Source organism: Sphingomonas sp. TDK1 (assembly GCF_001650735.1).
GTDB lineage: Bacteria > Pseudomonadota > Alphaproteobacteria > Sphingomonadales > Sphingomonadaceae > Sphingomonas.
The window spans coordinates 118,550-139,603 of sequence record NZ_LXVY01000004.1 but is presented as its reverse complement, the minus strand read 5'-3'; the positions used below and the strand labels follow the sequence as shown (position 1 = coordinate 139,603).

At 67.1% G+C, this 21,054-nt stretch carries 17 protein-coding genes; 3 read left to right on the top strand and 14 right to left on the bottom strand.

Annotated elements, in window-relative coordinates:
• Window positions 1–17 precede the first annotated feature (17 nt).
• The 9 genes from A7X12_RS04215 to mdh all read right to left on the bottom strand — a co-directional run bounded on the left by A7X12_RS04215 (window position 18) and on the right by mdh (window position 12,087).
• On the bottom strand, window positions 18–2,030 hold the full coding sequence (locus A7X12_RS04215; protein ID WP_232318356.1) for a TonB-dependent receptor plug domain-containing protein: 2,013 nt from the start codon (window positions 2,028–2,030) through the stop codon (window positions 18–20).
• Window positions 2,031–2,214: 184 nt separating this feature from the next.
• Complete coding sequence (locus A7X12_RS04210; RefSeq protein WP_064310395.1) at window positions 2,215–3,399, bottom strand: NAD(P)/FAD-dependent oxidoreductase; 1,185 nt, start codon at window positions 3,397–3,399, stop codon at window positions 2,215–2,217.
• 89 nt (window positions 3,400–3,488) lie between these two features.
• On the bottom strand, window positions 3,489–4,883 hold the full coding sequence (gene lpdA / locus A7X12_RS04205) for a dihydrolipoyl dehydrogenase (RefSeq protein ID WP_064310394.1): 1,395 nt from the start codon (window positions 4,881–4,883) through the stop codon (window positions 3,489–3,491).
• Window positions 4,884–5,055: 172 nt separating this feature from the next.
• Window positions 5,056–5,331: a GIY-YIG nuclease family protein gene (locus A7X12_RS04200; RefSeq protein WP_269747799.1), complete on the bottom strand. Its 276-nt coding sequence runs from the start codon at window positions 5,329–5,331 to the stop codon at window positions 5,056–5,058.
• 120 nt (window positions 5,332–5,451) lie between these two features.
• On the bottom strand, window positions 5,452–6,669 hold the full coding sequence (odhB, locus tag A7X12_RS04195; RefSeq protein WP_064310392.1) for a 2-oxoglutarate dehydrogenase complex dihydrolipoyllysine-residue succinyltransferase: 1,218 nt from the start codon (window positions 6,667–6,669) through the stop codon (window positions 5,452–5,454).
• Window positions 6,670–6,671: 2 nt separating this feature from the next.
• A complete protein-coding gene (locus A7X12_RS04190) occupies window positions 6,672–9,602 on the bottom strand; it encodes a 2-oxoglutarate dehydrogenase E1 component (protein ID WP_198161904.1) in 2,931 nt (976 codons plus the stop codon).
• 65 nt (window positions 9,603–9,667) lie between these two features.
• Window positions 9,668–10,552, bottom strand: coding sequence for a succinate--CoA ligase subunit alpha (gene sucD, locus A7X12_RS04185; RefSeq protein ID WP_064310390.1), 885 nt, complete (start codon window positions 10,550–10,552; stop codon window positions 9,668–9,670).
• Window positions 10,553–11,155 (bottom strand): hypothetical protein, encoded by a 603-nt coding sequence (locus tag A7X12_RS04180; protein WP_064310389.1) that lies wholly within the window; start codon window positions 11,153–11,155, stop codon window positions 10,553–10,555.
• Entirely contained in the window at window positions 11,125–12,087 is a 963-nt protein-coding gene (gene mdh / locus A7X12_RS04175; RefSeq protein WP_064310388.1) for a malate dehydrogenase, read from the bottom strand. The genes A7X12_RS04180 and mdh overlap by 31 nt, the downstream gene beginning before the upstream one ends.
• 316 nt (window positions 12,088–12,403) lie before the next feature.
• Between mdh and A7X12_RS04170 the strand changes: the two genes are divergently transcribed.
• A complete protein-coding gene (locus A7X12_RS04170) occupies window positions 12,404–12,697 on the top strand; it encodes a hypothetical protein (protein ID WP_232318355.1) in 294 nt (97 codons plus the stop codon).
• Window positions 12,697–13,836, top strand: a complete 1,140-nt coding sequence (locus A7X12_RS04165) for a glutathionylspermidine synthase family protein (protein WP_064310386.1) — start codon at window positions 12,697–12,699, stop codon at window positions 13,834–13,836. Before A7X12_RS04170 ends, A7X12_RS04165 begins: the two co-directional genes overlap by 1 nt.
• 55 nt (window positions 13,837–13,891) lie before the next feature.
• Here A7X12_RS04165 and A7X12_RS04160 read toward each other — a convergent pair whose 3' ends face one another.
• The 5 genes from A7X12_RS04160 to A7X12_RS04140 all read right to left on the bottom strand — a co-directional run bounded on the left by A7X12_RS04160 (window position 13,892) and on the right by A7X12_RS04140 (window position 19,549).
• Window positions 13,892–15,751 (bottom strand): glycoside hydrolase family 2 protein, encoded by a 1,860-nt coding sequence (locus A7X12_RS04160; RefSeq protein ID WP_232318354.1) that lies wholly within the window; start codon window positions 15,749–15,751, stop codon window positions 13,892–13,894.
• An 82-nt stretch (window positions 15,752–15,833) separates the two neighbouring features.
• A complete protein-coding gene (gene zapE, locus A7X12_RS04155; RefSeq protein ID WP_064310385.1) occupies window positions 15,834–16,946 on the bottom strand; it encodes a cell division protein ZapE in 1,113 nt (370 codons plus the stop codon).
• A gap of 91 nt (window positions 16,947–17,037) precedes the next feature.
• Window positions 17,038–17,820, bottom strand: coding sequence for a succinate dehydrogenase iron-sulfur subunit (locus tag A7X12_RS04150; protein WP_064310384.1), 783 nt, complete (start codon window positions 17,818–17,820; stop codon window positions 17,038–17,040).
• 100 nt (window positions 17,821–17,920) lie between these two features.
• A complete protein-coding gene (locus A7X12_RS04145; RefSeq protein ID WP_064310383.1) occupies window positions 17,921–18,496 on the bottom strand; it encodes an ATP-dependent Clp protease proteolytic subunit in 576 nt (191 codons plus the stop codon).
• A gap of 78 nt (window positions 18,497–18,574) precedes the next feature.
• On the bottom strand, window positions 18,575–19,549 hold the full coding sequence (locus tag A7X12_RS04140) for a C13 family peptidase (RefSeq protein ID WP_064310382.1): 975 nt from the start codon (window positions 19,547–19,549) through the stop codon (window positions 18,575–18,577).
• 116 nt (window positions 19,550–19,665) lie between these two features.
• On the opposite strand from A7X12_RS04140, the gene A7X12_RS04135 reads away from it, so the two are divergent.
• Entirely contained in the window at window positions 19,666–21,051 is a 1,386-nt protein-coding gene (locus tag A7X12_RS04135) for a PQQ-dependent sugar dehydrogenase (RefSeq protein WP_064310381.1), read from the top strand.
• Window positions 21,052–21,054: the final 3 nt, after the last annotated feature.

Here is a 21,054-nt window from a genome sequence, read left to right as displayed (position 1 = left end):
GAGGCGCGGCGCGACGGTCAGAACGCGCGGCGGATCTGCACGTACAGATATTGGCCGCGCCGCTGCACGGTGCGCTCGCGGTACAGCAGCGGCGAGGCGTTGCGCTCGGCGGTGTAAAGCCGGCGATCGATGATCTTGGCGGCGTTGTTCAAATTGCCCGCGTCCATCCGGATCGCCAGCCGCTTGCTCGGTTTCCAGATGCCGTAGATCTCGACGCTCGGCTCCAGCACGGTCGCGCGATATTCGGCGATGCGATACAGGTCGGTCGCTGGCTGGCCGCAGCTGCCATAGACGCCATAGGTAAAGCGGCCGCCGAACAGATCCTGGCTGAAGCTGCCCGAACAGGTGAACGGGATTTCGTTGGTGTAGCGCCGACGTTCGCCGGTCAGCGGATCGGTGACGTGGCTGCGCACCACGGCGGCATTGCCGCGCAGGCGTGCGTCCTTGATGCCGAGCTTGTCGAACGGCAGGGTGAGCGTGCTCGACAGCGTATCGCGCGTGCCGCTGCCGATATTGCCGATCGCATCAAAACCGCCCTCCAGCGGAATATAGTCGATCACATGCCGGGTCGCCTCGTGCCTGGCGCTAAGCTCCAGCGCGCCCTTGCCCCAGAAACGGTGCTCGAACACAGCCTCCAAGGTCAGCGTCTGTTCGGGCACCAGATCGCCATTGCCGGCGCGCACCGTACCCAGGTTGATCTCGGTGGCGGCGACGAAATCGGTAAAGTCCAGTTGGCTTACGCTCTGTTCCACGCGCAGCCGCACCTGATCGCGCTTGTTCGGGCGCAGGGTGAGCTGGACGCGCGGCTTGGGGTAGAAGAAGGCGCGGGCGCGGCTGCTGTCCGCGCGCGCGGCGATACGCGAGACCTCGGCGCGCATGCCGGACTCCAGCGTCACCTTGCTCGACGGCTCCCAGCGCGCCAGCCCGAACAGCTCGCCGCGCACTTCGCTGACGAACACGGACTGGTCCGGCAGCGGCACCGGCGCACCCTGTTCGGTGTAGGCTGTGCGATTGTCGAGGAAGTTATAGGCAATCTCGCCGCCGCCCTCGAGGGAAAGGCGCTTGCTCGTCTTGTAGCGCAGGATCGGCCGGAAGACGGATTCGCCGTTGCGCGATTGTTGGCCGAAGGTGGAAACGAAGCTGTCGGACGTGACCGCCGAGTCGTACCCGGTGTGGCCCAGGCGCTGCAGCGCGACCAGTTCGATCTCGCCATCCTCGCCCAGGTTCTTCGCCCAGTTCGCGCCGAGCTCCCCTTTCCACTGGTGCGTAATGTCGGTCGCCACGCCGCTGCTGCCGCTGCCTTCGAGCAGGGTCACGCCGAAGCTGGTCGGATAATCGAGATAGTCGAAGCGCCCGTTCACGTTCAGCAGTCCGCCGCCGATCGCGCGCTGGACGGAGGCGCGCACCGTGGCCGAGCGATCGCGGTCCCACAGGTCCAGGCGATGGCGTTGGAGCAGATTGCCGGCCGCGTCGGTACGCGTGCGCATGCCCTTCGCGGTGCTGCTGGTGCGATCGCTGATCCCCTCGATGGAGAGTTCGTCGCGGCGATCGCCGTCGCTGCGGGTATATTGCAGCGTCAGGTCCGGGCCCACATAGCCGTCGCGGTAGATATAGCTCTGGAAATTGACGAGCTTTTCGGTGGAGGCGGTGCGCTTCAGCACGACGTTGGCGACCACCGCGCGGCCCTGCATGTCGATGCCCGGGGCACCGCCGCGGATCAGTTCGATCCGCGCCACGCTGGCGGCGCTGATGCGGCGCAGGATCTCGCCAAGCCCGTCCGTCTTGGATGCCGGGGGCTTGCCGTTGATCAGCACATTGCCGGTGTTGCCGGCGATACCGCGGGCGTCGCTTTTGCCGACGTCCAGCGTGAAGCCGGGCAGGCGCTGCACCATGTCCAGCGCGGTCGGCAGCGCCGTGTTCGCGAAAAACTCAGGGCCATATACCAGCACCCCGGAAGCAGGCTGTGGGTCCGCCTGGCCCGATGCCGGGTCAGGCTGCTGCTGTGCGAATGCGGTAACAGGGCAGGCCAATGCCGCGGCCGCCAAAACGCACCTGACTTTCATTCCGACTCGAAACGTCCCCCCAGGAACAGCAAGATAGTTGCTCCCTCGCTCAAGTCTTAACGAACATGCGCAAGCTTTGCAAATCGATTCCGCAAGTTAAGTAACTTTGCGTAGAACGACGTGATGTTTGCGCAACAGGCGTGCCGCGCGGTTACAGCGCCTGCGCCGCCGCCCAGCCGCTCGCCCATGCCCATTGGAAGTTGTAACCGCCCAGCCAGCCGGTGACGTCCACCGCTTCGCCGATCGCGTACAGGCCGGGCACGCGGCGCGCCTCCATGGTCTGCGAGGAGAGATCGGCGGTGCTGATCCCGCCCACGGTCACTTCGGCCTTGGCAAAGCCCTCGGTGCCATTTGGGGTAAAGCGCCAGCCGGCCAGTTGCGCCTCGGCCTGCGCCAGCACGGCGTCGCGGCAATTGCCGAGTTCGCTGGGCAGGGCGATGCGTTCGGCCAGCGTCGTGGCCAGCCGATCGGGCAACTGCCGGTTGAGCAGGCTGCGCAACCCGATGCGGGGCTCGGTGCGCTTGGCCTCGCGCAGCCAGCCCTTCGCGTGGTCGGGCAGGAAGTCGATCGCGATCTGCTCGCCATGCTTCCAATAGGAGGAGACCTGGAGAATTGCCGGGCCGGAGAGGCCGCGATGGGTGAAGAGCGCCGCTTCGCGAAAACTCGCCTTGCCGGCGCTGGCAGCCACCGGGGTGGAGACGCCGGAAAGATCGCGGAACAGCGCCTGATCGGGGCCGAGGGTGAGGGGCACGAGCGCAGGCCGCGGCTCGACCACCTTGAGCCCGAAGCGGCGGGCGAGATCATAGGCAAAGCCGGTCGCGCCGAGCTTGGGGATGGCCGGACCGCCGGTGGCGATGACGAGGGCAGGGGCTTCGGCGATGCCCTTGCTGGTGGTAACGCGGAAGCGGCCGTCGGCATGGTCGACGTCGGTGATGCTGGCGCCGAGCTGGATGGTCACGCCGCCCATCGCGCATTCGCCGAGCAGCATGTCGACGATCTGCCGCGCCGAGCCGTCGCAGAACAGCTGGCCCAGCGTCTTTTCGTGCCAGGCGATGCCGTGGCGCTCGACCAGTGCGAGGAAATCCTGCGCGGTGTAACGGCCCAGCGCGGACTTGGCGAAATGCGGGTTGGCGGAAAGGTAGCGATCGGGCGCGGTGCCGAGATTGGTGAAGTTGCACCGCCCGCCGCCCGAGATCAGGATCTTCTTCCCCGGCGCCTCGGCATGGTCGAGCAGCAATATCTTGCGCCCGCGCTGGCCGGCCATGGCGGCGCAGAACATCCCCGCCGCCCCGGCGCCGAGAAGGATTGCGTCATGGGTGCCGAGAGAGGTGGTCATCCGCGGTCGTTAGCGCGCTTCTCCGGCCCCGAACAGCAAAACGCCGCCGGGGATACCGGCGGCGCTTGCGTTGGTACGGGTGGGCCGGATCAGATGTGGATCGGCTTGCCGAGCACGCCCATCGCCGCTTCCTTGATCGCCTCGGAATGCGTCGGGTGGGCATGGCAGGTGTAAGCGATGTCCTCGGACGTCGCGCCGAACTCCATCGCCTGGGCCACCTGGGCGATCATCGTGCCGGCCGGCGCGGTGATGATCCAGGCGCCGAGCACGCGATCGGTCTTGGCGTCGGCGATCACCTTCACCCAGCCGGTGGTGTCGTCGATCGCCTTGGCGCGGCTGTTGCCCGCCATCGGGAACTTGCCGACCTTCACTTCGCCCTTTTCGCGCGCCTGCTCCTCGGTGAGGCCGACGCCGGCGATTTCGGGGTGGGTGTAGACGACGCTCGGGATCACCGCATGGTTCACGATGCCGGTCAGGCCGGCGATGTTCTCGGCGACGGCAATGCCTTCGTCCTCGGCCTTGTGCGCGAGCATCGGGCCCGGGATCACGTCGCCGATCGCCCACACGCCGTCGACCGCGGTGCGGAAGCTGTGATCGGTCTCGATCTGGCCGCGCTGGTTGGTGGCGAGGCCGATCTTGTCGAGGCCCAGGCCCTCGGTGTTCGGACGGCGGCCGATCGCGACCAGCACGACATCGGCTTCCAGCGTCTCGGCGGCACCGCCGGCGGCGGGCTCGATCGTGACGCTGGCCTTGTCGCCGTTGACGACGACGCCGGTCACCTTGGTGGAGAGCTTGATCTCCATGCCCTGCTTCTTGAAGATCTTGGCGGCCTCCTTGCGGACCTCGCCGTCCATGCCGGGGAGCAGCTGGTCGAGATATTCGACCACGGTCACCTTGGCGCCGAGGCGCTGCCAGACCGAGCCGAGCTCGAGCCCGATCACGCCGCCGCCGATCACGACCATGTTCGCCGGCACCTTCTCCAGCGCGATCGCGCCGGTCGAGTCGACGACGACCTTCTGGTCGACCGTCACGCCCGGCAGCGGGGTGACCGACGAACCGGTGGCGATGACGATGTTCTTGGCGGTGACGGTGCGCTCGCCCACCTGCACGGTGTGCGCGTCGATGAAGGTGCCGAGGCCCTTCACCCACTCGACCTTGTTCTTCTTGAACAGGAATTCGATGCCGCCGGTCAGGCCCTTCACGGCCTTGTCCTTGTCGGCCATCATCGTCGGCAGGTCGAGTTCGACCGAGCCGAGCTTGACGCCGTGCTTGGCGAGCGCGCCCGAGGCGGCCTCGTAGAACAGCTCGGAGGCGTTGAGCAGCGTCTTGGAGGGGATGCAGCCGACGTTGAGGCAGGTGCCGCCCAGCGTCTCGCGGCTCTCGACGCAGCCGGTCTTGAGGCCCAGCTGCGCCGCGCGGATCGCCGCGACATAGCCGCCGGGGCCGGAACCGATGATCAGGACGTCGAAATCATATTCAGCCATTTTCCGCTCCATGCGTGCGCGTGCGGGCGCTTAAACTATCGGCCGTGTCGCCCGGGGCTCTGGGCCCCTGCTTTCGCAGGGGAACGGGCGGGTCCAGCCATAACAGTGCTCCTGCGAACGCAGGAGCCCAGGGTTGCTAGGGACGTTCTTCGATCCGGCGCCATCGCGCTGCTCAGCCGAAGAGCGTCCCGTACAAATCCTTCCATTGCGGGTTGTCGCGTTCGATCAGCTCGATCTTCCACGCCCGCTTCCATTTCTTCATCTGGCGTTCGCGAAGCCGCGCCCCGTCCAGATCCTCATGCGCCTCGTACCAGACGAGGTGCTTGCAGCCCTTGTCCTTGGTGAAGCCCTCGATCATGCCGGTGCGATGCTGGTACGCTCGGGCGGGCAGGTCGCTGGTCGATCCGACATAGATCGTGCCGTTGCGCTGGTTCGCCATGATGTACACGCAGCCGGATTTCGTCGGGCTTCTCCTTGGTTCCGTGCTCCTGCGGAAGCAGGAGCCCAGGGCCACAAGCGATGTATTTCCCAACCCTGTGCCCCTGCTTTCGCAGGGGCACAAAGTGTATCAGAGGTCGATCAGCAGGCGGGTCGGATCCTCGATCGCGTTCTTGATCGCGACGAGGAAGGTCACCGCCTCGCGGCCGTCGACCAGGCGGTGGTCGTAGCTGAGCGCGAGGTACATCATCGGGCGGACGACGACCTGGCCGTTACGGACGACCGGACGGTCCTCGATGCGGTGCAGGCCGAGCACGGCCGACTGCGGCGGGTTGATGATCGGGGTCGACATCAGCGAGCCGAACACACCGCCGTTGGAGATGGTGAAGGTACCGCCCTTCATCTCGTCCATCTTGAGCGTGCCGTCCTTGGCGCGCTTGCCGAAGTCGCCAATCGTGCGCTCGATGCCCGCGACCGACAGGTCCTGCGCATCGCGGATCACCGGCACGACCAGACCCTGCGGGGCCGAGACCGCGACCGAGACGTCGCAATAATCGTGATAGACGATCTCGTCGCCCTCGATCGAGCCGTTGACGCCGGGGATGTCCTTCAGCGCCATGCACGCGGCCTTCACGAAGAAGCCCATGAAGCCGAGGCGGACGCCGTGCTTCTTCTCGAACAGGTCCTTGTACTTGGCGCGCGCCTCGATCACCGCGGTCATGTCCACGTCGTTGAACGTGGTGAGCATGGCGGCGGTGTTCTGCGCTTCCTTGAGGCGCTTGGCGACGGTCTGGCGCAGGCGGGTCATCCGCACGCGCTCTTCCTTGCGACCGCCGGTCGCTGCCGGGGCAGCGGCCGGGGCGGGCGCAGCGGCCGGCGCGGCAGCGGCAGGCTTGCTGCTGGCGGCGGCGATCACGTCGTCCTTGGTCAGGCGGCCGTCCTTGCCGGTGCCCTGCACGGTCGAGGGATCGACGCCGGTCTCGAGCACCGCACGGCGCACCGACGGCGACAGCGCGGCGGCATCGGCCGACGGGGCCGGGGCAGCGGCGGGCGCCGGGGTAGCAGCCGGCGCCGCAGCGGCGGGGGCTGCAGCCGGAGCGGCCGCGGCACCTTCACCCGCGATGATCGCGATCACCGCGCCCACTTCGACGGTATCGCCGACCTTGACGATCTGCTCGCCCATCACGCCGGCGACCGGCGACGGGACTTCGACCGAGACCTTGTCGGTCTCGAGGCTGGCGATCGGCTCGTCGACGCGGACGGGATCGCCCGGATTCTTCAGCCATTCACCGACGGTGGCTTCGGTGATCGATTCGCCCAGTACGGGGACTTTGACTTCGGTGGCCATTCTCAACCTTTCCGGGTGCGGCGGATTTCTTCGCGGACATTATGGCCGAGCGCGTCGGCAACGAGCGCGCCCTGCTCTGCGGTGTGGCGCTTCATCAGGCCGGTGGCGGGCGAGGCCGCCGCGGCGCGACCGGCATAGCGCGGACGCTGGATCTTGCCGCCGGCGTCGATCAGGCACTGCTCGATCAGCGGCTCGACGAAGAACCAGTAGCCGTTGTTCTTCGGCTCTTCCTGGGCCCACACCACCTCTTCGAGGTTGGTCATGCGCTTCAGCCGCTCGGTCAGCGGCTCGCCCGGGAACGGGTAGAGCTGCTCGATCCGGACGATCGCGGTGTTCTGGTCGCCCGCTGCATCGCGCGCTTCCATCAGGTCGTAGGCGACCTTGCCGGTGCAGAGCACCAGGCGCTTCACCTCGGTATCCGCCGGTGCCTTCGGGTCCGACAGGATGCGCTTGAAGTGGCTGTCGCCCAGGAACTCCTCGGCGCTCGACACCGCCATCTTGTGGCGGAGCAGCGACTTCGGCGTCATCTGGATCAGCGGCTTGCGGAAGTTGCGGTGCATCTGCCGGCGCAGCAGGTGGAAATAGTTCGCCGGCGTGGTGATGTTCACCACCTGCATGTTGTCCTGCGCGCAGAGCTGGAGGAAGCGCTCCGGGCGCGCCGAGCTGTGCTCGGGGCCCTGGCCTTCATAGCCGTGCGGCAGCAGCATCACCAGGCCGTTGGCGCGGAGCCACTTGGACTCGCCCGACGCGATGAACTGGTCGATCATGATCTGCGCGCCGTTCACGAAATCGCCGAACTGCGCTTCCCACAGCACCAGCGCCTTCGGATCCGCCAGCGCATAGCCATATTCGAAGCCGAGCACGCCATATTCGCTGAGCGGCGAGTCCAGCACCTCGAAGCTGCCGTGCGGCACCGTCGTCAGGGGCACGTACTTGGCCTCGGTCTTCTGGTCGACCCAGACGGCGTGGCGCTGCGAGAAGGTGCCGCGGCCCGAATCCTGGCCGGACAGACGCACCGCATAACCTTCCGAGAGCAGCGAGCCGAAGGCCAGTGCCTCGCCGGTCGCCCAGTCGAAATTGGTGCCCGACTTGAACATCTCGCGCTTGGCGTCGAGCACGCGGCCGAGGGTCTTGTGGATCTCGAGATCCTCGGGGACCGTGGTCAGCGTGCGGCCGAGGCTGTCGAACAGCTTCTTCTCGATGCCGGTCTCGACATTGCGCCGCGAGCCTTCGCCGTCCGACGGCGCGCCCAGGCCCGACCAGCGGCCGGCGAACCAGTCCGCCTTGTTCGGCAGATAGGTCTTGCCCGCCTCGAACTCGCCTTCGAGCAGCGTGGTGAACTCTTTGGTCTTCTCGTCGATGAAGCCCTGGTCGACCACGCCCTCGGCGATCAGCTTCTGGCCATAGATGCTGCTCACACCGGGGTGCTGGCGGATCTTCTGGTACATCAGCGGCTGGGTGAAGCCGGGCTCGTCGCCCTCATTGTGGCCGAAGCGGCGATAGCACCACATGTCGATCACGATGTCGCGGTGGAATTCCTGGCGGAACTCGATCGCCACCTTGCAGGCGAAGGTCACGGCTTCGGGATCGTCGCCGTTGACGTGCAGGATCGGCGCCTGGACGCCCTTGGCGACGTCCGACGGATAGGGCGAGGAGCGCGCGAACTGCGGGCTCGTCGTGAAGCCGACCTGGTTGTTGATGACGAAGTGGATGCAGCCGCCGGTGTTGTAGCCGCGGATGCCGGAGAAGCCGAGCGTCTCCCACACGATGCCCTGGCCGGCGAAGGCCGCGTCGCCATGGATCAGCACCGGCAGTACCTGCTCGTGCTTTTCCAGATCGCCGCGGATCGTCTGCAGCGCGCGCGCCTTGCCGAGCACGACCGGATCGGCCGCCTCGAGGTGCGACGGGTTGGCGACCAGCGACATATGGACGCTGATGCCGTCGAACTGGCGATCGGTGGAGGTGCCGAGATGGTACTTCACGTCGCCCGAACCGGCGACGTCGTCCGGATTGGCCGAACCGCCGCCGAACTCATGGAAGATCACCCGGAACGGCTTTTCCATGACGTTGGCGAGCATGTTCAGGCGGCCGCGATGGGCCATGCCGTACACGATCTCGCGGACGCCCTGCTGGCCGCCATACTTGATGATCGCTTCCATCGCCGGGATCATCGATTCGCCGCCGTCGAGGCCGAACCGCTTGGTGCCGACATATTTCTTGCCGAGGAATTTTTCCCACTGCTCGGCTTCGATCACCTTGGACAGGATCGCCTTCTTGCCGTCCGGCGTGAAGTTGATCTCCTTGTCCTTGCCTTCCATCCGGTCCTGGAGGAAGCGGCGCTCCTCCACGTCCGCGATGTGCATGTACTCAAGGCCGACATTACCGCAGTAATTGGCCTGGAGGATCGCGACGATCTCGCGCACCGTGCCGTGCTGCAGGCCGAGCGCGCCGCCGAGATAGATCGGACGATCGAGATCGGCGCCCGAGAAGCCGTGATATTCCGGCGTCAGGTCGGCGGGCAGGTTCTGGCGGGCGAGGCCCAGCGGATCGAGATTGGCGGCGAGATGGCCGCGCACCCGGTAGGTGCGGATCAGCATCATCGCGCGGATCGAATCTTCCGCGGCCTTGGTCACGTCCGCCGTCGAGGCGGCGGGGGCGGCCGGCTTGGCCGGGGCGCCGCCCTTGGCGGGCTTCGGCGCGGGCTCCATCTGGGTGGGGTCGAGCCCGGCCGTGAGCGCGTCGGTTTCGGTCAGCGGCCAATTGGCGCGCTGCCAGCTGGGGCCGGAGGCCGTGGATTCGAGACCCTCGAACCAGGCACGCCAGCTCGGTTCGACAGAGGCCGGATCGCTCTTGTAGCGCCGGTACAGGGTCTCGACGAAGCCGGGGCTCACGCCGCCGGCGATGTCGTCGAAGTCGAGGCCTTCATAGCCCATGATCATGCTTCCGTTCGTGTTAGCGCTCCCATCCCCACCTAATATAGGAGCGCTACCGTTGCAGTTCAGCCCTTCAGCGCTTCCAGCAGCGTCTCGCCGAGCAGCGAGGGGCTGGGGGAGACGCGGATGCCAGCGGCTTCCATCGCCGCGATCTTGTCTTCGGCGCCGCCCTGGCCGCCCGAGACGATCGCGCCGGCATGGCCCATGCGGCGGCCCGGCGGCGCGGTGCGACCCGCGATGAAGCCGGCCATCGGCTTCTTGCGGCCACGCTTGGCCTCGTCGATCAGGAACTGGGCCGCTTCTTCTTCGGCCGAGCCGCCGATCTCGCCGATCATGATGATCGACTGGGTGGCCTCGTCGGCCAGGAACAGCTCGAGCACGTCGATGAAGTTGGTGCCGTTGACCGGATCGCCGCCGATGCCGACGGCCGTAGTCTGGCCCAGGCCCGCATTGGTGGTCTGGAACACCGCCTCATAGGTGAGGGTGCCCGAGCGCGACACGACGCCCACCGAGCCCTTGGAGAAGATCGAGCCCGGCATGATGCCGATCTTGCACTCGCCCGGCGTCAGCACGCCCGGGCAGTTCGGGCCGATCAGGCGCGACTTGGAGCCGGAGAGCGCGCGCTTCACCTTGACCATGTCGAGCACCGGAATGCCTTCGGTGATCGCGACGATCAGCGGGATCTCGGCGTCGATCGCCTCGAGGATCGAGTCCGCCGCGAAGGGGGGCGGCACGTAGATCACGCTGGCGTCGGCGCCGGTCTTGTCCTTGGCTTCGGCGACCGTGTCGTACACGGGCAGGCCGATATGCGTGCTGCCGCCCTTGCCGGGGGTGACGCCGCCGACCATCTGCGTGCCATAGGCAAGCGCCTGCTCGGTGTGGAACGTGCCGGTGGCACCGGTCATCCCCTGGACGATGACCTTGGTGTTCTTGTCGACGAGGATGCTCATTCAGTTCGCCTTTTCCGGGTCGCTGGGAGGAGGGGTGTAGGAGCGCAGCGCAATCCAGCCGCCGAACGTGGCGAGCGCGTATTGCGTCGTGCCGAACGAAGCGGCCGTTATGGTCGCGCGGTCGGGCTTGGATTCGGGACGCGCATAGAGCGGCACCTTTTCCTCGCTCGGCAGCACGATCTTGCGGGCCGCGAGATAATCGTCACCGCTGCCGATCCACAGGACCATGCAGGATTCGGCGATCTTGCCGGACGCGGTGCCGGCCTTGGGTACGAACAGATAGGTATTGCCGCCGGCGATGCGGTAGACGCTGTTCGGCACCGCCGCCGCGTCCGGCGCGGGTGTCTTCAACGCATCGGGTGCGGTCGCATCCGGCGCGGCGCTGATGCCGATGGCGCGCTGCGCGGGCAGCGGCAGCATCGCATAGGTCGCCGGTTCGGCCGTGCCGCGCGTGAGCCGGGCGCTGCCGCCCATGCACACGGCACGGAACAGCGCCACCGGCTCGGCCGGTGCCGTGGCGATCGCTTCCTGTGCGGAAGCGACGCCCGGCACCGCCATGAGCGCGGGCAGGATCAGGCGAGCGAGGATTCGATCGACTTGCATGCCGCGACCAGTTCCTTGACCGCGTCGACCGAGACGTCGAAATTCTGCTTCGCCGTGGGGTTCAGCTCGATCTCGACGATGCGCTCGACGCCGTCCTTGCCGATCACGATCGGCACGCCGACATACATGTTATCGACGCCGTACTGGCCGGTGAGGTGCGCGGCGCAGGGAAGCAGGCGCTTCTTGTCCTTCAGATAGCTCTCGGCCATCGCGATCGCGCTGGTCGCCGGAGCGTAGAAGGCCGAGCCGGTCTTGAGCAGCGCGACGATCTCGCCGCCGCCCGAACGGGTGCGGGCGACGATCGCGTCGATGCGCTCCTGGGTGGACCAGCCCATCTTGATCAGGTCGGGCACCGGGATGCCGGCGACGGTCGAATATTCGATCACCGGCACCATGGTATCGCCGTGGCCGCCCAGCACGAAGGCGGTGACGTCCTCGACCGAGACGTTGAACTCTTCGGCGAGGAAGTGGCGGAAGCGTGCCGAATCGAGCACGCCGGCCATGCCGACGACCTTCTGGTGCGGGAGCCCTGAGAACTCACGGAGTGCCCACACCATCGCGTCGAGCGGGTTGGTGATGCAGATCACGAATGCGTCGGGGGCATGCGCGGCGATGCCTTCGCCCACGGCCTTCATCACGCCGAGATTGGTCTTGAGCAGGTCGTCGCGGCTCATGCCCGGCTTGCGCGGGATGCCGGCGGTGACGATGCAGACGTCGGCGCCCGCGATGTCCTCGTAGCTGTTGGCACCCTTGAGGTTGGCGTCGAAGCCTTCGACCGGACCGGACTGCGCGATGTCGAGCGCCTTGCCCTGCGGCGTACCCTCAGCGATGTCGAAAAGGACGATGTCGCCCAGTTCCTTGATGGCGGCGAGGTGCGCGAGCGTACCGCCAATCATGCCGGAGCCGATCAGCGCGATCTTCTTGCGGGCCATGGAATCTCCTTGGTTGGTTCCAAGCAAAGCGGTCGCGTTTACGTGCGCCGCGAAAGCGAGGGCGGGATAGGCCCATAATAGCGAGGCTGCAACCCGGGATTCGGTATAGGCGCAGGAATATCTTTGCAATTCGTTCGCAGGAGCAATAGGGCGCATTTTGCCCGGATTGCTGCGGGGTTTCGGTTTTGCGGGACAGGCGGGGGCAGCTGCGATAAAATGGTCGGACCTGCGGAGCATGGGGTGCTTCGCGGTGTCTGGGGGCAGGATGCGCAACTCACCCGATTTCACTCGACTGCGGATTACGGTGGCAACGTCCATGGCATTGCTCGCGACGGGATGTGGCGGCAGCAAGGTCGCCAACCAGCCTGTCCGCTATTGCACCGATGGCGCGGGGCGCCGCATCGCGGATGCGAATTGTGGCGGCGGCGGTGGCCATGGCGGCGGGCATTTCTACTATGCCGGGAAGGGCGCAAGCGTGCCGGCGATCGGTGAAGCGGCGCGGGGCGGATCGTTCCAGCCGGCAGCCGGGGTGCGCTATGGCACGGCGGCGGGCGTGACGCGCGGCGGGTTCGGCAAGATCGGCGGTGTCTTCGGCAGCAAGGGCGGCTGATGCGGCGCACCACCGTGGCACCGCGCGCCGGCTGGCAGGCGCAGGTCGAGTCCTTGGGGCTGGTATGGCACAGCCTGGACGGCAGGCCCTATTGGGATGAAAGCGCCTGCTACGTCTTCACCGCCGCCGACGTCGCGGAGATCGAGGCAGCGAGCGCCGAGCTCTACCGGCTGTATCTGGAGGCGGGCGAACATATCCTTGCCGCAGGTCGTCTGGGCGAGCTCGGCGTCCCGCGCGCCGCCTGGGATGCGGTGGCGGCGGCCTGGGAGGCCGAACCGCCCGCGCTCAATTTCGGGCGGTTCGATCTCGGCTATAGCGGCGACGGGCCGCCCAAGCTGTTCGAGTTCAACTGCGACACCCCTACCAGCCTGCTCGAGGCAGCGGTGATCCAGTGGGATTGGAAGCAGGCGGTGTTCCCGGCGCTCGACCAGTATAACGGGCTCCACGACGCGCTGGTGGCCCAATGGCGGGCGATCGCGCCGCTGCTGGGCGGTTCGCTGGTCCATTTCGCGCACATGGCCGATGCGGCGGGCGAGGACAGCGTGACCGTCGCCTATCTGCGCGACACCGCCGAGGCGGCCGGTCTGGTGACGCTACCGGTGGAGATGGCGGCGATCGGCTGGGATCATGGTGCGCATCGCTTCGTCGACGGCACCGATCGCGTGATCGAGACAATCTTCCATCTCTACCCCTGGGAATGGCTGCTCGCGGAGGATTTCGCCCCCATGCTGGTCGAGAGCCTGGGCACGACGCGCTGGATCGAACCGATCTGGAAGACGCTGTGGAGCAACAAGGCGATCCTGCCGATCCTGTGGGAGCTGTTTCCCGGCCATCCCAATCTGCTGGAGGCCGGCGCGCGGCCGATCGGCGGCGACCAGGTCGCCAAACCGCTGTTCGGGCGGGAGGGCGCGAACGTGTCGATCCGCTGGGGCGAGCAGGTCGTCGCCGAGACCGATGGCGAATATTACGAACAGGGGTGGATCTACCAGCGCTTCCATCCCCTGCGGGACTTCGGCGCCGGGTACCCGGTGATCGGGGCATGGGTGGTGGATGGCGTGCCGGTCGGCATGGGGATCCGCGAGGACGGGCTGATTACCGGCAACGCCGCGCGGTTCGTGCCGCATGTGATCGAGGGATAGGGGCGGCTCCGCCAGCGGCGCCCGCCTCCCGCAAGCGGGAAGGGGGCGGCGCGGCCTATTGCTTCGCCGTGTCGGCCGCCTCGCGCCGGGTATAGTCGCCGGCGAGGACGTCGAAGGCGAGCTTGTGCTGGCCGGTTTCGGAGATCAGGCCCTTGCGGTTCCAGCCCTGCTGATAGATCGGGTGCTGGCGCCGCGGCGAGCGGAAGTCCTTCAGGATCCAGGGGCTCATCCCCCGCAGGAACGGCACCTTGGCGGCCATGGCGAGCGTCGCGCGGTAATAGTCCGCCTGATATTCCTCGCTGAACTTGTGCGGGCTCGCCACCGGATCGTGATAGCCGGCGCGCGCGTCCGCGCCGAATTCGGAGAAGATGAGCGGCTTGTTCGCTGGCCCGCGCCATTCCTGGCTGGCGAGATCCTCCAGCGCATCGTCGGTGTACCAGCCGTTATAGGTGTTGATCGCCATGACATCGAGATCGGCGGCAAGCGGATCGTCGATCTTCATGATCTTGTTGCCCTCGCGGCCGCTCAGCAGCGCCGCGGTCACGAGGCGGCTGGAATCCAGGCTGCGAACGTCCCCGATCATCGTGCGCAGGAAGGCGTTGCGCGCATCGTTGGTCGGCGTTTCGTTGGCGACGCTCCACAGCACAATGGCGGCGCGGTTGCGGTCGCGGTGGATGTTCTCGGACAGGATTCGCCGCGCATCGGCCAGCGTGTCCGGGTTGTTCCAGTTGACCAGCCAGTAGAGGGGCACCTCGCTCCACACGAGCAGGCCCATCTCGTCGGCGAGGCGGGTGGTCCGTTCGCTGTGCGGATAGTGGGCCAGTCGCACGAAATTGCCGTGCAGGCCGTATTTGATCTCGCCGAGCAGCGCGCGGGCGGCGGCAGGCGTCATCGCGCGCACCGGGTTCGTCCCCAGCTCTTCCTCGTGCATCGAGATGCCCCGCAGGAAGATCGGCTTGCCGTTGAGCAGGATGTCGGTGCCCTTCACCGCGATGGTGCGGAAGCCCATGCGGTCGGCAAAATGATCCGCGCCGGCGTCGATGGCGATATCGTACAGCTTCGGGTTCTCGGGCGACCAGCGGACCAGCGTGCGCGGCACCGGCAGCGTCGCGTCCCATTTGCCCGCGTCGTCGGTCTTGCCGTCCAGCGTTGCGCCGAGCGCGGGAATGCGGAACTTCACCGCGCTGTTCGCCGCCTTCGGCCCTTCGAGCTGCACCGATATGGCGATGCGGGCGCCGTCCGGCGTCAGCCGAACGAAGGCGTCGTCGACATAGGTGTCGGGCACCGTGACGAGCGTGATGCTGCGCGTGATGCCGCCATAGGTTTCCCAATCCGTCACGGGCGGCGGCACGTCGTTGGCCGTGCGTACCGAATCGACGCCGATGGTGATCTGGTTGCGGCCCGGCCGCAGCAGCTTGGTCACCTCGAAGGCGAAGGGCGTATAGCCGCCGCGATGTTCGCCCAGCGGCTTGCCGTTGAGATAGACATAGGAGCGGTATTCCGCCGCGCCGATGCGCAGGAACACGCGGTTGCCCGGCTTGGGTGCGGTAGCGGGGAACGCGCGCTGGTACCAGACAAGGCCCTGGTACAGCCGCATCTCGGGCGAATGGCCGATCCAGGAGCCCGGCAGGCTGACCACCGGGGAGAGCTGCATGTCTTGTTCGAAGAAGGTGCGCGGCTTGGCCTGCATCACCTCGGCGGCGATCACGTCGGCGGCGCGATTGGTCCGGGCATTGGGCGGCTCGCCATGGAAACCGGCCAGGCCATCGCGATAGGGATCGATCGACCAGTGCCAGGGGCCGTCCAGGCTCTGCTGCTGGCGCAGGTCCGCGGCGACGAGCACCGGCTGCGCCCAGGCCGAAGATAGTCCAAGACACGCAAGACCCATGGCCGCGAGGAGGCGTAACCGCCGCATCATCTTCTCCCTGTTCCTCCGGTAAATCCCGGAGCCCATTGTCATTTTAGAAACGGGAGAATGGACTTACAACGTGGTCTGATCAATCCGCTCCATGACCCTTGGCGAGATAATCGTCCGACTGCATCTCGAGCAGGCGTGAGACGGTACGCTCGAACTCGAACCGGCCGTCGCCGCTTTCGTAGAGATGCTCGGGCGCGGCATCGGCCGCGGCGAGCAGCTTTACCTTATGCTCGTACAGCGCATCGACCAGCGTCACGAAACGCGCGGCCTCGTTGCGATTTTCCGGCCCCAGCTTGGGGATGCCGACGAGGATCACGGTGTGGAAGCGCCGCGCGATGGCCAGATAGTCGGGCGCCCCGCGCGCTTCGCCGCACAGCCGCTTGAACGAGAAGACGGCGACGCCCTTGACGCATTTGGGCACCAGAATCTCGCGCCCGCCGGGAATCGGCACCTGGCAGGTGGGCACGCGCGCGCGGTCTTCCACGGGATAGTCGGTCAGCCGGAAGAATGCCGCGGAGAGCGTCGCGGTCGATTCGGGACCATTGGGCACCAGCCAGGTATCGACGCTGCCCAGCCGGTCGCGGCGGTAATCGACCGGGCCGTTGAGTGCGAGCACGTCCATGCGCTCGCCGATCAGGTCGATGAACGGCAGGAACAGCTGGCGGTTGAGCCCGTCCTTGTAGAGGTCCTTGGGCGGCCGGTTCGACGTCGCAACCACGGTGAGTCCATGCGCCATCATCGCGATGAACAGGCGCGACAGGATCATCGCGTCGGGCGGGTTGTTCACCACCAGCTCGTCGAACGCGAGCAGCCGCGTGTCGCTGGCCAGCGCATCGGCGACGGCGACCACCGGATCGGCGGTATCCTTCTGCCGCTCGACGTTCAGCCGCTCGTGCACTTCGATCATGAATTCGTGGAAATGGACGCGCCGCTTCCGGCGGATGTCGAGGCTGTCGAAGAACAGGTCCATCAGCATCGACTTGCCGCGGCCGACATCGCCCCACAGGTACAGTCCGCGCGGCACCGCCGGCTTGCGGCCAGTGAGCTTCCACAGCACGCTGCCCTTGCGCGGCGCGGCCTGGAGCTCCTGCGCCAGCGCATCAAGGCGGGAAGCGGCGGCCTCCTGCTCGCGATCGGGGCGAAGCTCGCCGGCGGAGACGAGGGCGCGGTAACGATCGAGAACGCGGGTCATGGAAACAGGTCACCAAAAGGAACGAGCCGCCCGGCCGGTGGGCCAGGCGGCTCGTGATCATCGTGTCAGAGCGAAGGGTGGTGCCGGGCGATCAAAGCACGCGCTCGGCCGCCAGCTTCTTCACTTCGGCGATCGCCTTGGCGGGGCTGAGGCCCTTCGGGCAGGCGTTCGCGCAGTTCATGATCGTGTGGCAGCGATACAGGCGGAACGGATCCTCGAGCTGGTCGAGCCGCTCGCCGGTCATCTCGTCGCGCGAATCGGCAAGCCAGCGATAGGCCTGGAGCAGGATCGCCGGGCCGAGGAACTTGTCGCTGTTCCACCAGTAGCTCGGGCACGAGGTCGAGCAGCAGGCGCACAGGATGCACTCGTAGAGGCCGTCCAGCTTCTCGCGATCCTTGGGGCTCTGCAGGCGCTCCTTGCCCGAAGGCGTGGTGGTCACGGTCTGCAGCCACGGCTTGATCGAGGCGTACTGCGCATAGAAGTGCGTGAAATCGGGGACCAGGTCCTTGATCACGTCCATGTGCGGCAGCGGGGTGATCTGCACCTCGCCCTTCACGTCCTCGATCGCGGTGGTGCAGGCGAGGCCGTTCTTGCCGCCGATGTTCATCGAGCAGGAACCGCAAATGCCTTCGCGGCAGGAGCGACGGAACGTAAGCGACGAGTCCTGCTCGCCCTTGATCTTGATCAGCGCGTCGAGAACCATCGGGCCGCAATCGTCGAGGTCCACCTCGAACGTGTCGTAGCGCGGGTTCTCGCCCGAATCCGGATCGTAGCGGTAGATCTTGAACTTCTTGACCCGCGTGGCTTCGGGGCTCGCCTTGTGCTCCTGGCCCTTGGTAATGCGGCTGTTCTTGGGCAGGCGGAATTCGGCCATTCCTGAAACTTCCTCTTTCGCTTCGGCGCGACGCGTCGGTTTTGCGGCGCGGGCTATGCCTTTCGCGGGCGCAGCGCAAGTGTCCTTTGGACTGGGGCGCTCAGATCACGTCCAGCACGAGCCCCAGATCGCGGGCCTCCTCGGCCTCGATATACCAGTTATAGGGCGCGCGGCGGCGCAGTTCCTCGAAATCGACTCGCGATCCGGCGACAAGGGCGCGAAACCCTTCTTCCTCGATTGCGATCGAGTGCTCGATTTCGTTGAGCTTGGCCTTGAGGATCGCGGGCAGGGCGCGCAGCGGGCCGGAAAGGTCTATGCTCGAATGCATCTGCCGCTCGTGCAGCATCAGCCGGGTTCCGCGGGTAAGGAAGCGCTTGTCGGCCGGAAAGCCCGACATGAAGGTCGCGCCGGCCGAATAGACGGCGACCTTGCCGAGGAACAGCAGCTCGCGGCCCGTCGCCTCGCGCAGCAGGCGCAGTTCGTCGGCCATCAGCCGGGCGACCTCCGGGTCGCCGCCGAGCGTGGAGAGCGACACCACCAACGGGCCGTCGCCGGCTGCACCGAGCAGCTGCTCGCGGAATTTCTGGTACATCGCGTCGTCGACATTGCCCTGCAACCGGACATGCGGCGTGGCGAGCAGCGGATAGCGCTGGAGCGGGCTCTGGGATTCGGACATGCGCCGCCAACCGGCGAGGGCGGGGGGAGTTCCGCTCTTCCTGCATCCCCCTGCCGCTTGCGGGAGGGAGGATCAGGCTCAGGGCTGCAGCGCGTCCGTCGCCGGCGCGCCCACCGGTGCCGTCGCTTGCTTCGGCATTCGTGCCTCCAGCGGCGCGAGCCAGCTTCCCACGGCGTCCCCGATCGTCACCTGCGGCATCGACGGGTCGAGCCGCCCCTCGCGTTCCCAGCCGATGATCGTCTTGCGCGCCTCGGCGGCGGCGTCGGCCAGCGGCTGGGGCTTGCGCAGCGCGTGGTTGACCAGCGCATCGCCGAAGAAGGTCCAGTCATTTTCCGCGCGGCAGCCGAACGAACTGCGGGTCGCCGACGCGGCGGTGAGAATCGCGGTGGTGTCGCTCATCAGCCGTTTCACGAACGCGCCGGAGTAGCAGGCGGAAATCAGCAGCAGCCGGTTGCGGATGCCGAGTCCGTCGAGCAGCTCGGCGAGCCGCTTCGGCGGCAGCACGCCGAAGCCCTGGTCGCCATCGTGATAGGCGATACCTGCATCGGGGGCGCCGTGCGCGGTGACGTACAGGACCAGCACGTCCTGGCGATGGTCCATCAACTCGGCGACACGGGCCAGCGCGAGCGTCAGCGACGTCAGGCTGCCGGCGGGGAGGGGCGCGCCGCCGCGGCCGTCGGGCCCGGCGAGCACCAGCGTCCGACCGTCAGCATCAAAACGGCGGGTGAGCACCCGGCCGCTCTCGCGCGCCTCGCGGGAGAACACCGGATCGCTGTCGAGCGCGACGCTCAGGACATAGGCGTCGACCACGCCCTTGCGTTCGGGCTGAAGGCCGGCAAGCGCCGCGCTCAGCCGTCGCTGGTCGGCGAGCATGGCACCGGGTTCACGGCCGCGCTGCAGCTCCGGTCCGCTCTCCATCCCGTCGATGCCGTCGTCGCCGGAGACAAGGCCGGGCCATTCGCTGCGATGCTCGGGCGGCTGCTGCTGCGCGAAGGCGGAAGCGCTGCCCGACAAGGCCAGCATCACGGCAGACGCGCGCAACCAGAACCGCATTCGGGCCGATCCCCCGGAACAGGTGAACCGACACTCTTGCTCAGTGCAAAGCGAAGTCAAGCGCGGCCCGCAGAATCGCATTGGATTCATGCGCGCTGCCCCCTATCGCTGGCGGCATGCTCAAGCGCCTTCTGATCGCCCTCGCCCTTCTGATCGTCGCCGGCGGTGCCGCCTGGTACTGGCTCAGCCGCCCGGACGTCGCCACGCTGCCCGAGATCGCCGTCACCGGCCGCGAACCCGAGATCACCGATCCGCGCTATCAGAACATCCCTACGGTCGGGGTCGCCAAGGCGGTCGGCTGGCCGGCGGGCGCGATGCCGAAGCCGGCGGCGGGCCTGAAGGTGCAAAAGTTCGCCGACAAGCTGGACCACCCACGCTGGCTGTACCAGCTGTCCAATGGCGACATCCTCGTCGCGGAAAGCAATTCGCCGCCGCGCGACAAGGGCGGGATCACCGGCTGGGTAATGGGCATCCTGATGAACAAGGCGGGTGCCGGCGGCGCCTCGGCCAATCGCATCACGCTGCTGCGCGACAGCGATGGCGACGGCGTGGCCGATATGCGCACCGTATTCCTCACCGGGCTCAACTCGCCCAGCGGCATGGTGGTGGCGAACGGCGCGCTCTACGTGGCGAACACCGATTCGCTGGTCCGCTATCCGTATCTGGAAGGCCAGACCAGGATCACCGCCAAGTCGGAGAAGATCCTGGCGCTGCCGGGCGGCGGCAACCACTGGGCGCGCAACGTGGTGGCCTCGCTCGACGGCAAGCACCTCTATGTCAGCATCGGTTCGTCCTCGAACGTCGCGGAGGACGGGCTGGACAAGGAAGGCCCGATCTACAGCGCCGAAAGCCCCGGCCAGATGGCCGCCGCGGCGGCGCAGCCGACCAACCGCGCGGTGATCCTCGAGTTGGATCCCGCGACCAAGACCAGCCGCATCTTCGCCTGGGGCATCCGCAACGCCAACGGCATGGCCTTCGAGCCCAGGACCCAGGCGCTCTGGGCGGTGGTGAACGAGCGCGACATGCTCGGCTCGGACATGCCGCCGGACTATCTGAGCCGGGTCGATCTCGGCGCCTTTTTCGGCTGGCCCTGGCAATATTGGGGTGGGTACGAAGACAAGCGGGTCGAGCCGGGGCGGCCGGACCTGCGCGAATATGTCCGCCGCCCGGACTTCGGGCTGGGTGCCCACACCGCGCCTTTGGGCCTCACCTTCGCCGATGGTGCGCGGCTGGGCGGCGCCTATGCGAACGGCGCCTTCATCGGCCTGCACGGCTCGTGGAATCGCCAGCCGCCCTCGGGCTACAAGGTCGTGTTCGTGCCGTTCGGCGACAATGGCTTCCCGGCCAAGGGCGCCAAGCTGCAGGACGTGCTCACCGGCTTCCTCAACGCCAAGGGCGAAGCGCAGGGCCGCCCGGTCGCGGTGATCACCGGGGCGGGCGGCGCGCTGCTCGTGGCGGACGATGTCGGCAATACCGTGTGGCGGGTGAGCGCGGCGCGCTGACCC

Excerpts from the sequence above, each read along its gene's own strand:
- A7X12_RS04160 (WP_232318354.1), bottom strand. The coding sequence starts at position 15,751 with ATGCGGCGGTTACGCCTCCTCGCGGCCATGGGTCTTGCGTGTCTTGGA.
- odhB (WP_064310392.1), bottom strand. The coding sequence starts at position 6,669 with ATGGCCACCGAAGTCAAAGTCCCCGTACTGGGCGAATCGATCACCGAA.
- zapE (WP_064310385.1), bottom strand. The coding sequence starts at position 16,946 with ATGACCCGCGTTCTCGATCGTTACCGCGCCCTCGTCTCCGCCGGCGAG.
- A7X12_RS04140 (WP_064310382.1), bottom strand. The coding sequence starts at position 19,549 with ATGCGGTTCTGGTTGCGCGCGTCTGCCGTGATGCTGGCCTTGTCGGGC.
- A7X12_RS04180 (WP_064310389.1), bottom strand. The coding sequence starts at position 11,155 with ATGCAAGTCGATCGAATCCTCGCTCGCCTGATCCTGCCCGCGCTCATG.
- A7X12_RS04145 (WP_064310383.1), bottom strand. The coding sequence starts at position 18,496 with ATGTCCGAATCCCAGAGCCCGCTCCAGCGCTATCCGCTGCTCGCCACG.
- sucD (WP_064310390.1), bottom strand. The coding sequence starts at position 10,552 with ATGAGCATCCTCGTCGACAAGAACACCAAGGTCATCGTCCAGGGGATG.
- A7X12_RS04135 (WP_064310381.1), top strand. The coding sequence starts at position 19,666 with ATGCTCAAGCGCCTTCTGATCGCCCTCGCCCTTCTGATCGTCGCCGGC.
- A7X12_RS04150 (WP_064310384.1), bottom strand. The coding sequence starts at position 17,820 with ATGGCCGAATTCCGCCTGCCCAAGAACAGCCGCATTACCAAGGGCCAG.
- A7X12_RS04210 (WP_064310395.1), bottom strand. The coding sequence starts at position 3,399 with ATGACCACCTCTCTCGGCACCCATGACGCAATCCTTCTCGGCGCCGGG.
- A7X12_RS04190 (WP_198161904.1), bottom strand. The coding sequence starts at position 9,602 with ATGGGCTATGAAGGCCTCGACTTCGACGACATCGCCGGCGGCGTGAGC.
- A7X12_RS04165 (WP_064310386.1), top strand. The coding sequence starts at position 12,697 with ATGCGGCGCACCACCGTGGCACCGCGCGCCGGCTGGCAGGCGCAGGTC.
- A7X12_RS04170 (WP_232318355.1), top strand. The coding sequence starts at position 12,404 with ATGGCATTGCTCGCGACGGGATGTGGCGGCAGCAAGGTCGCCAACCAG.
- lpdA (WP_064310394.1), bottom strand. The coding sequence starts at position 4,883 with ATGGCTGAATATGATTTCGACGTCCTGATCATCGGTTCCGGCCCCGGC.
- mdh (WP_064310388.1), bottom strand. The coding sequence starts at position 12,087 with ATGGCCCGCAAGAAGATCGCGCTGATCGGCTCCGGCATGATTGGCGGT.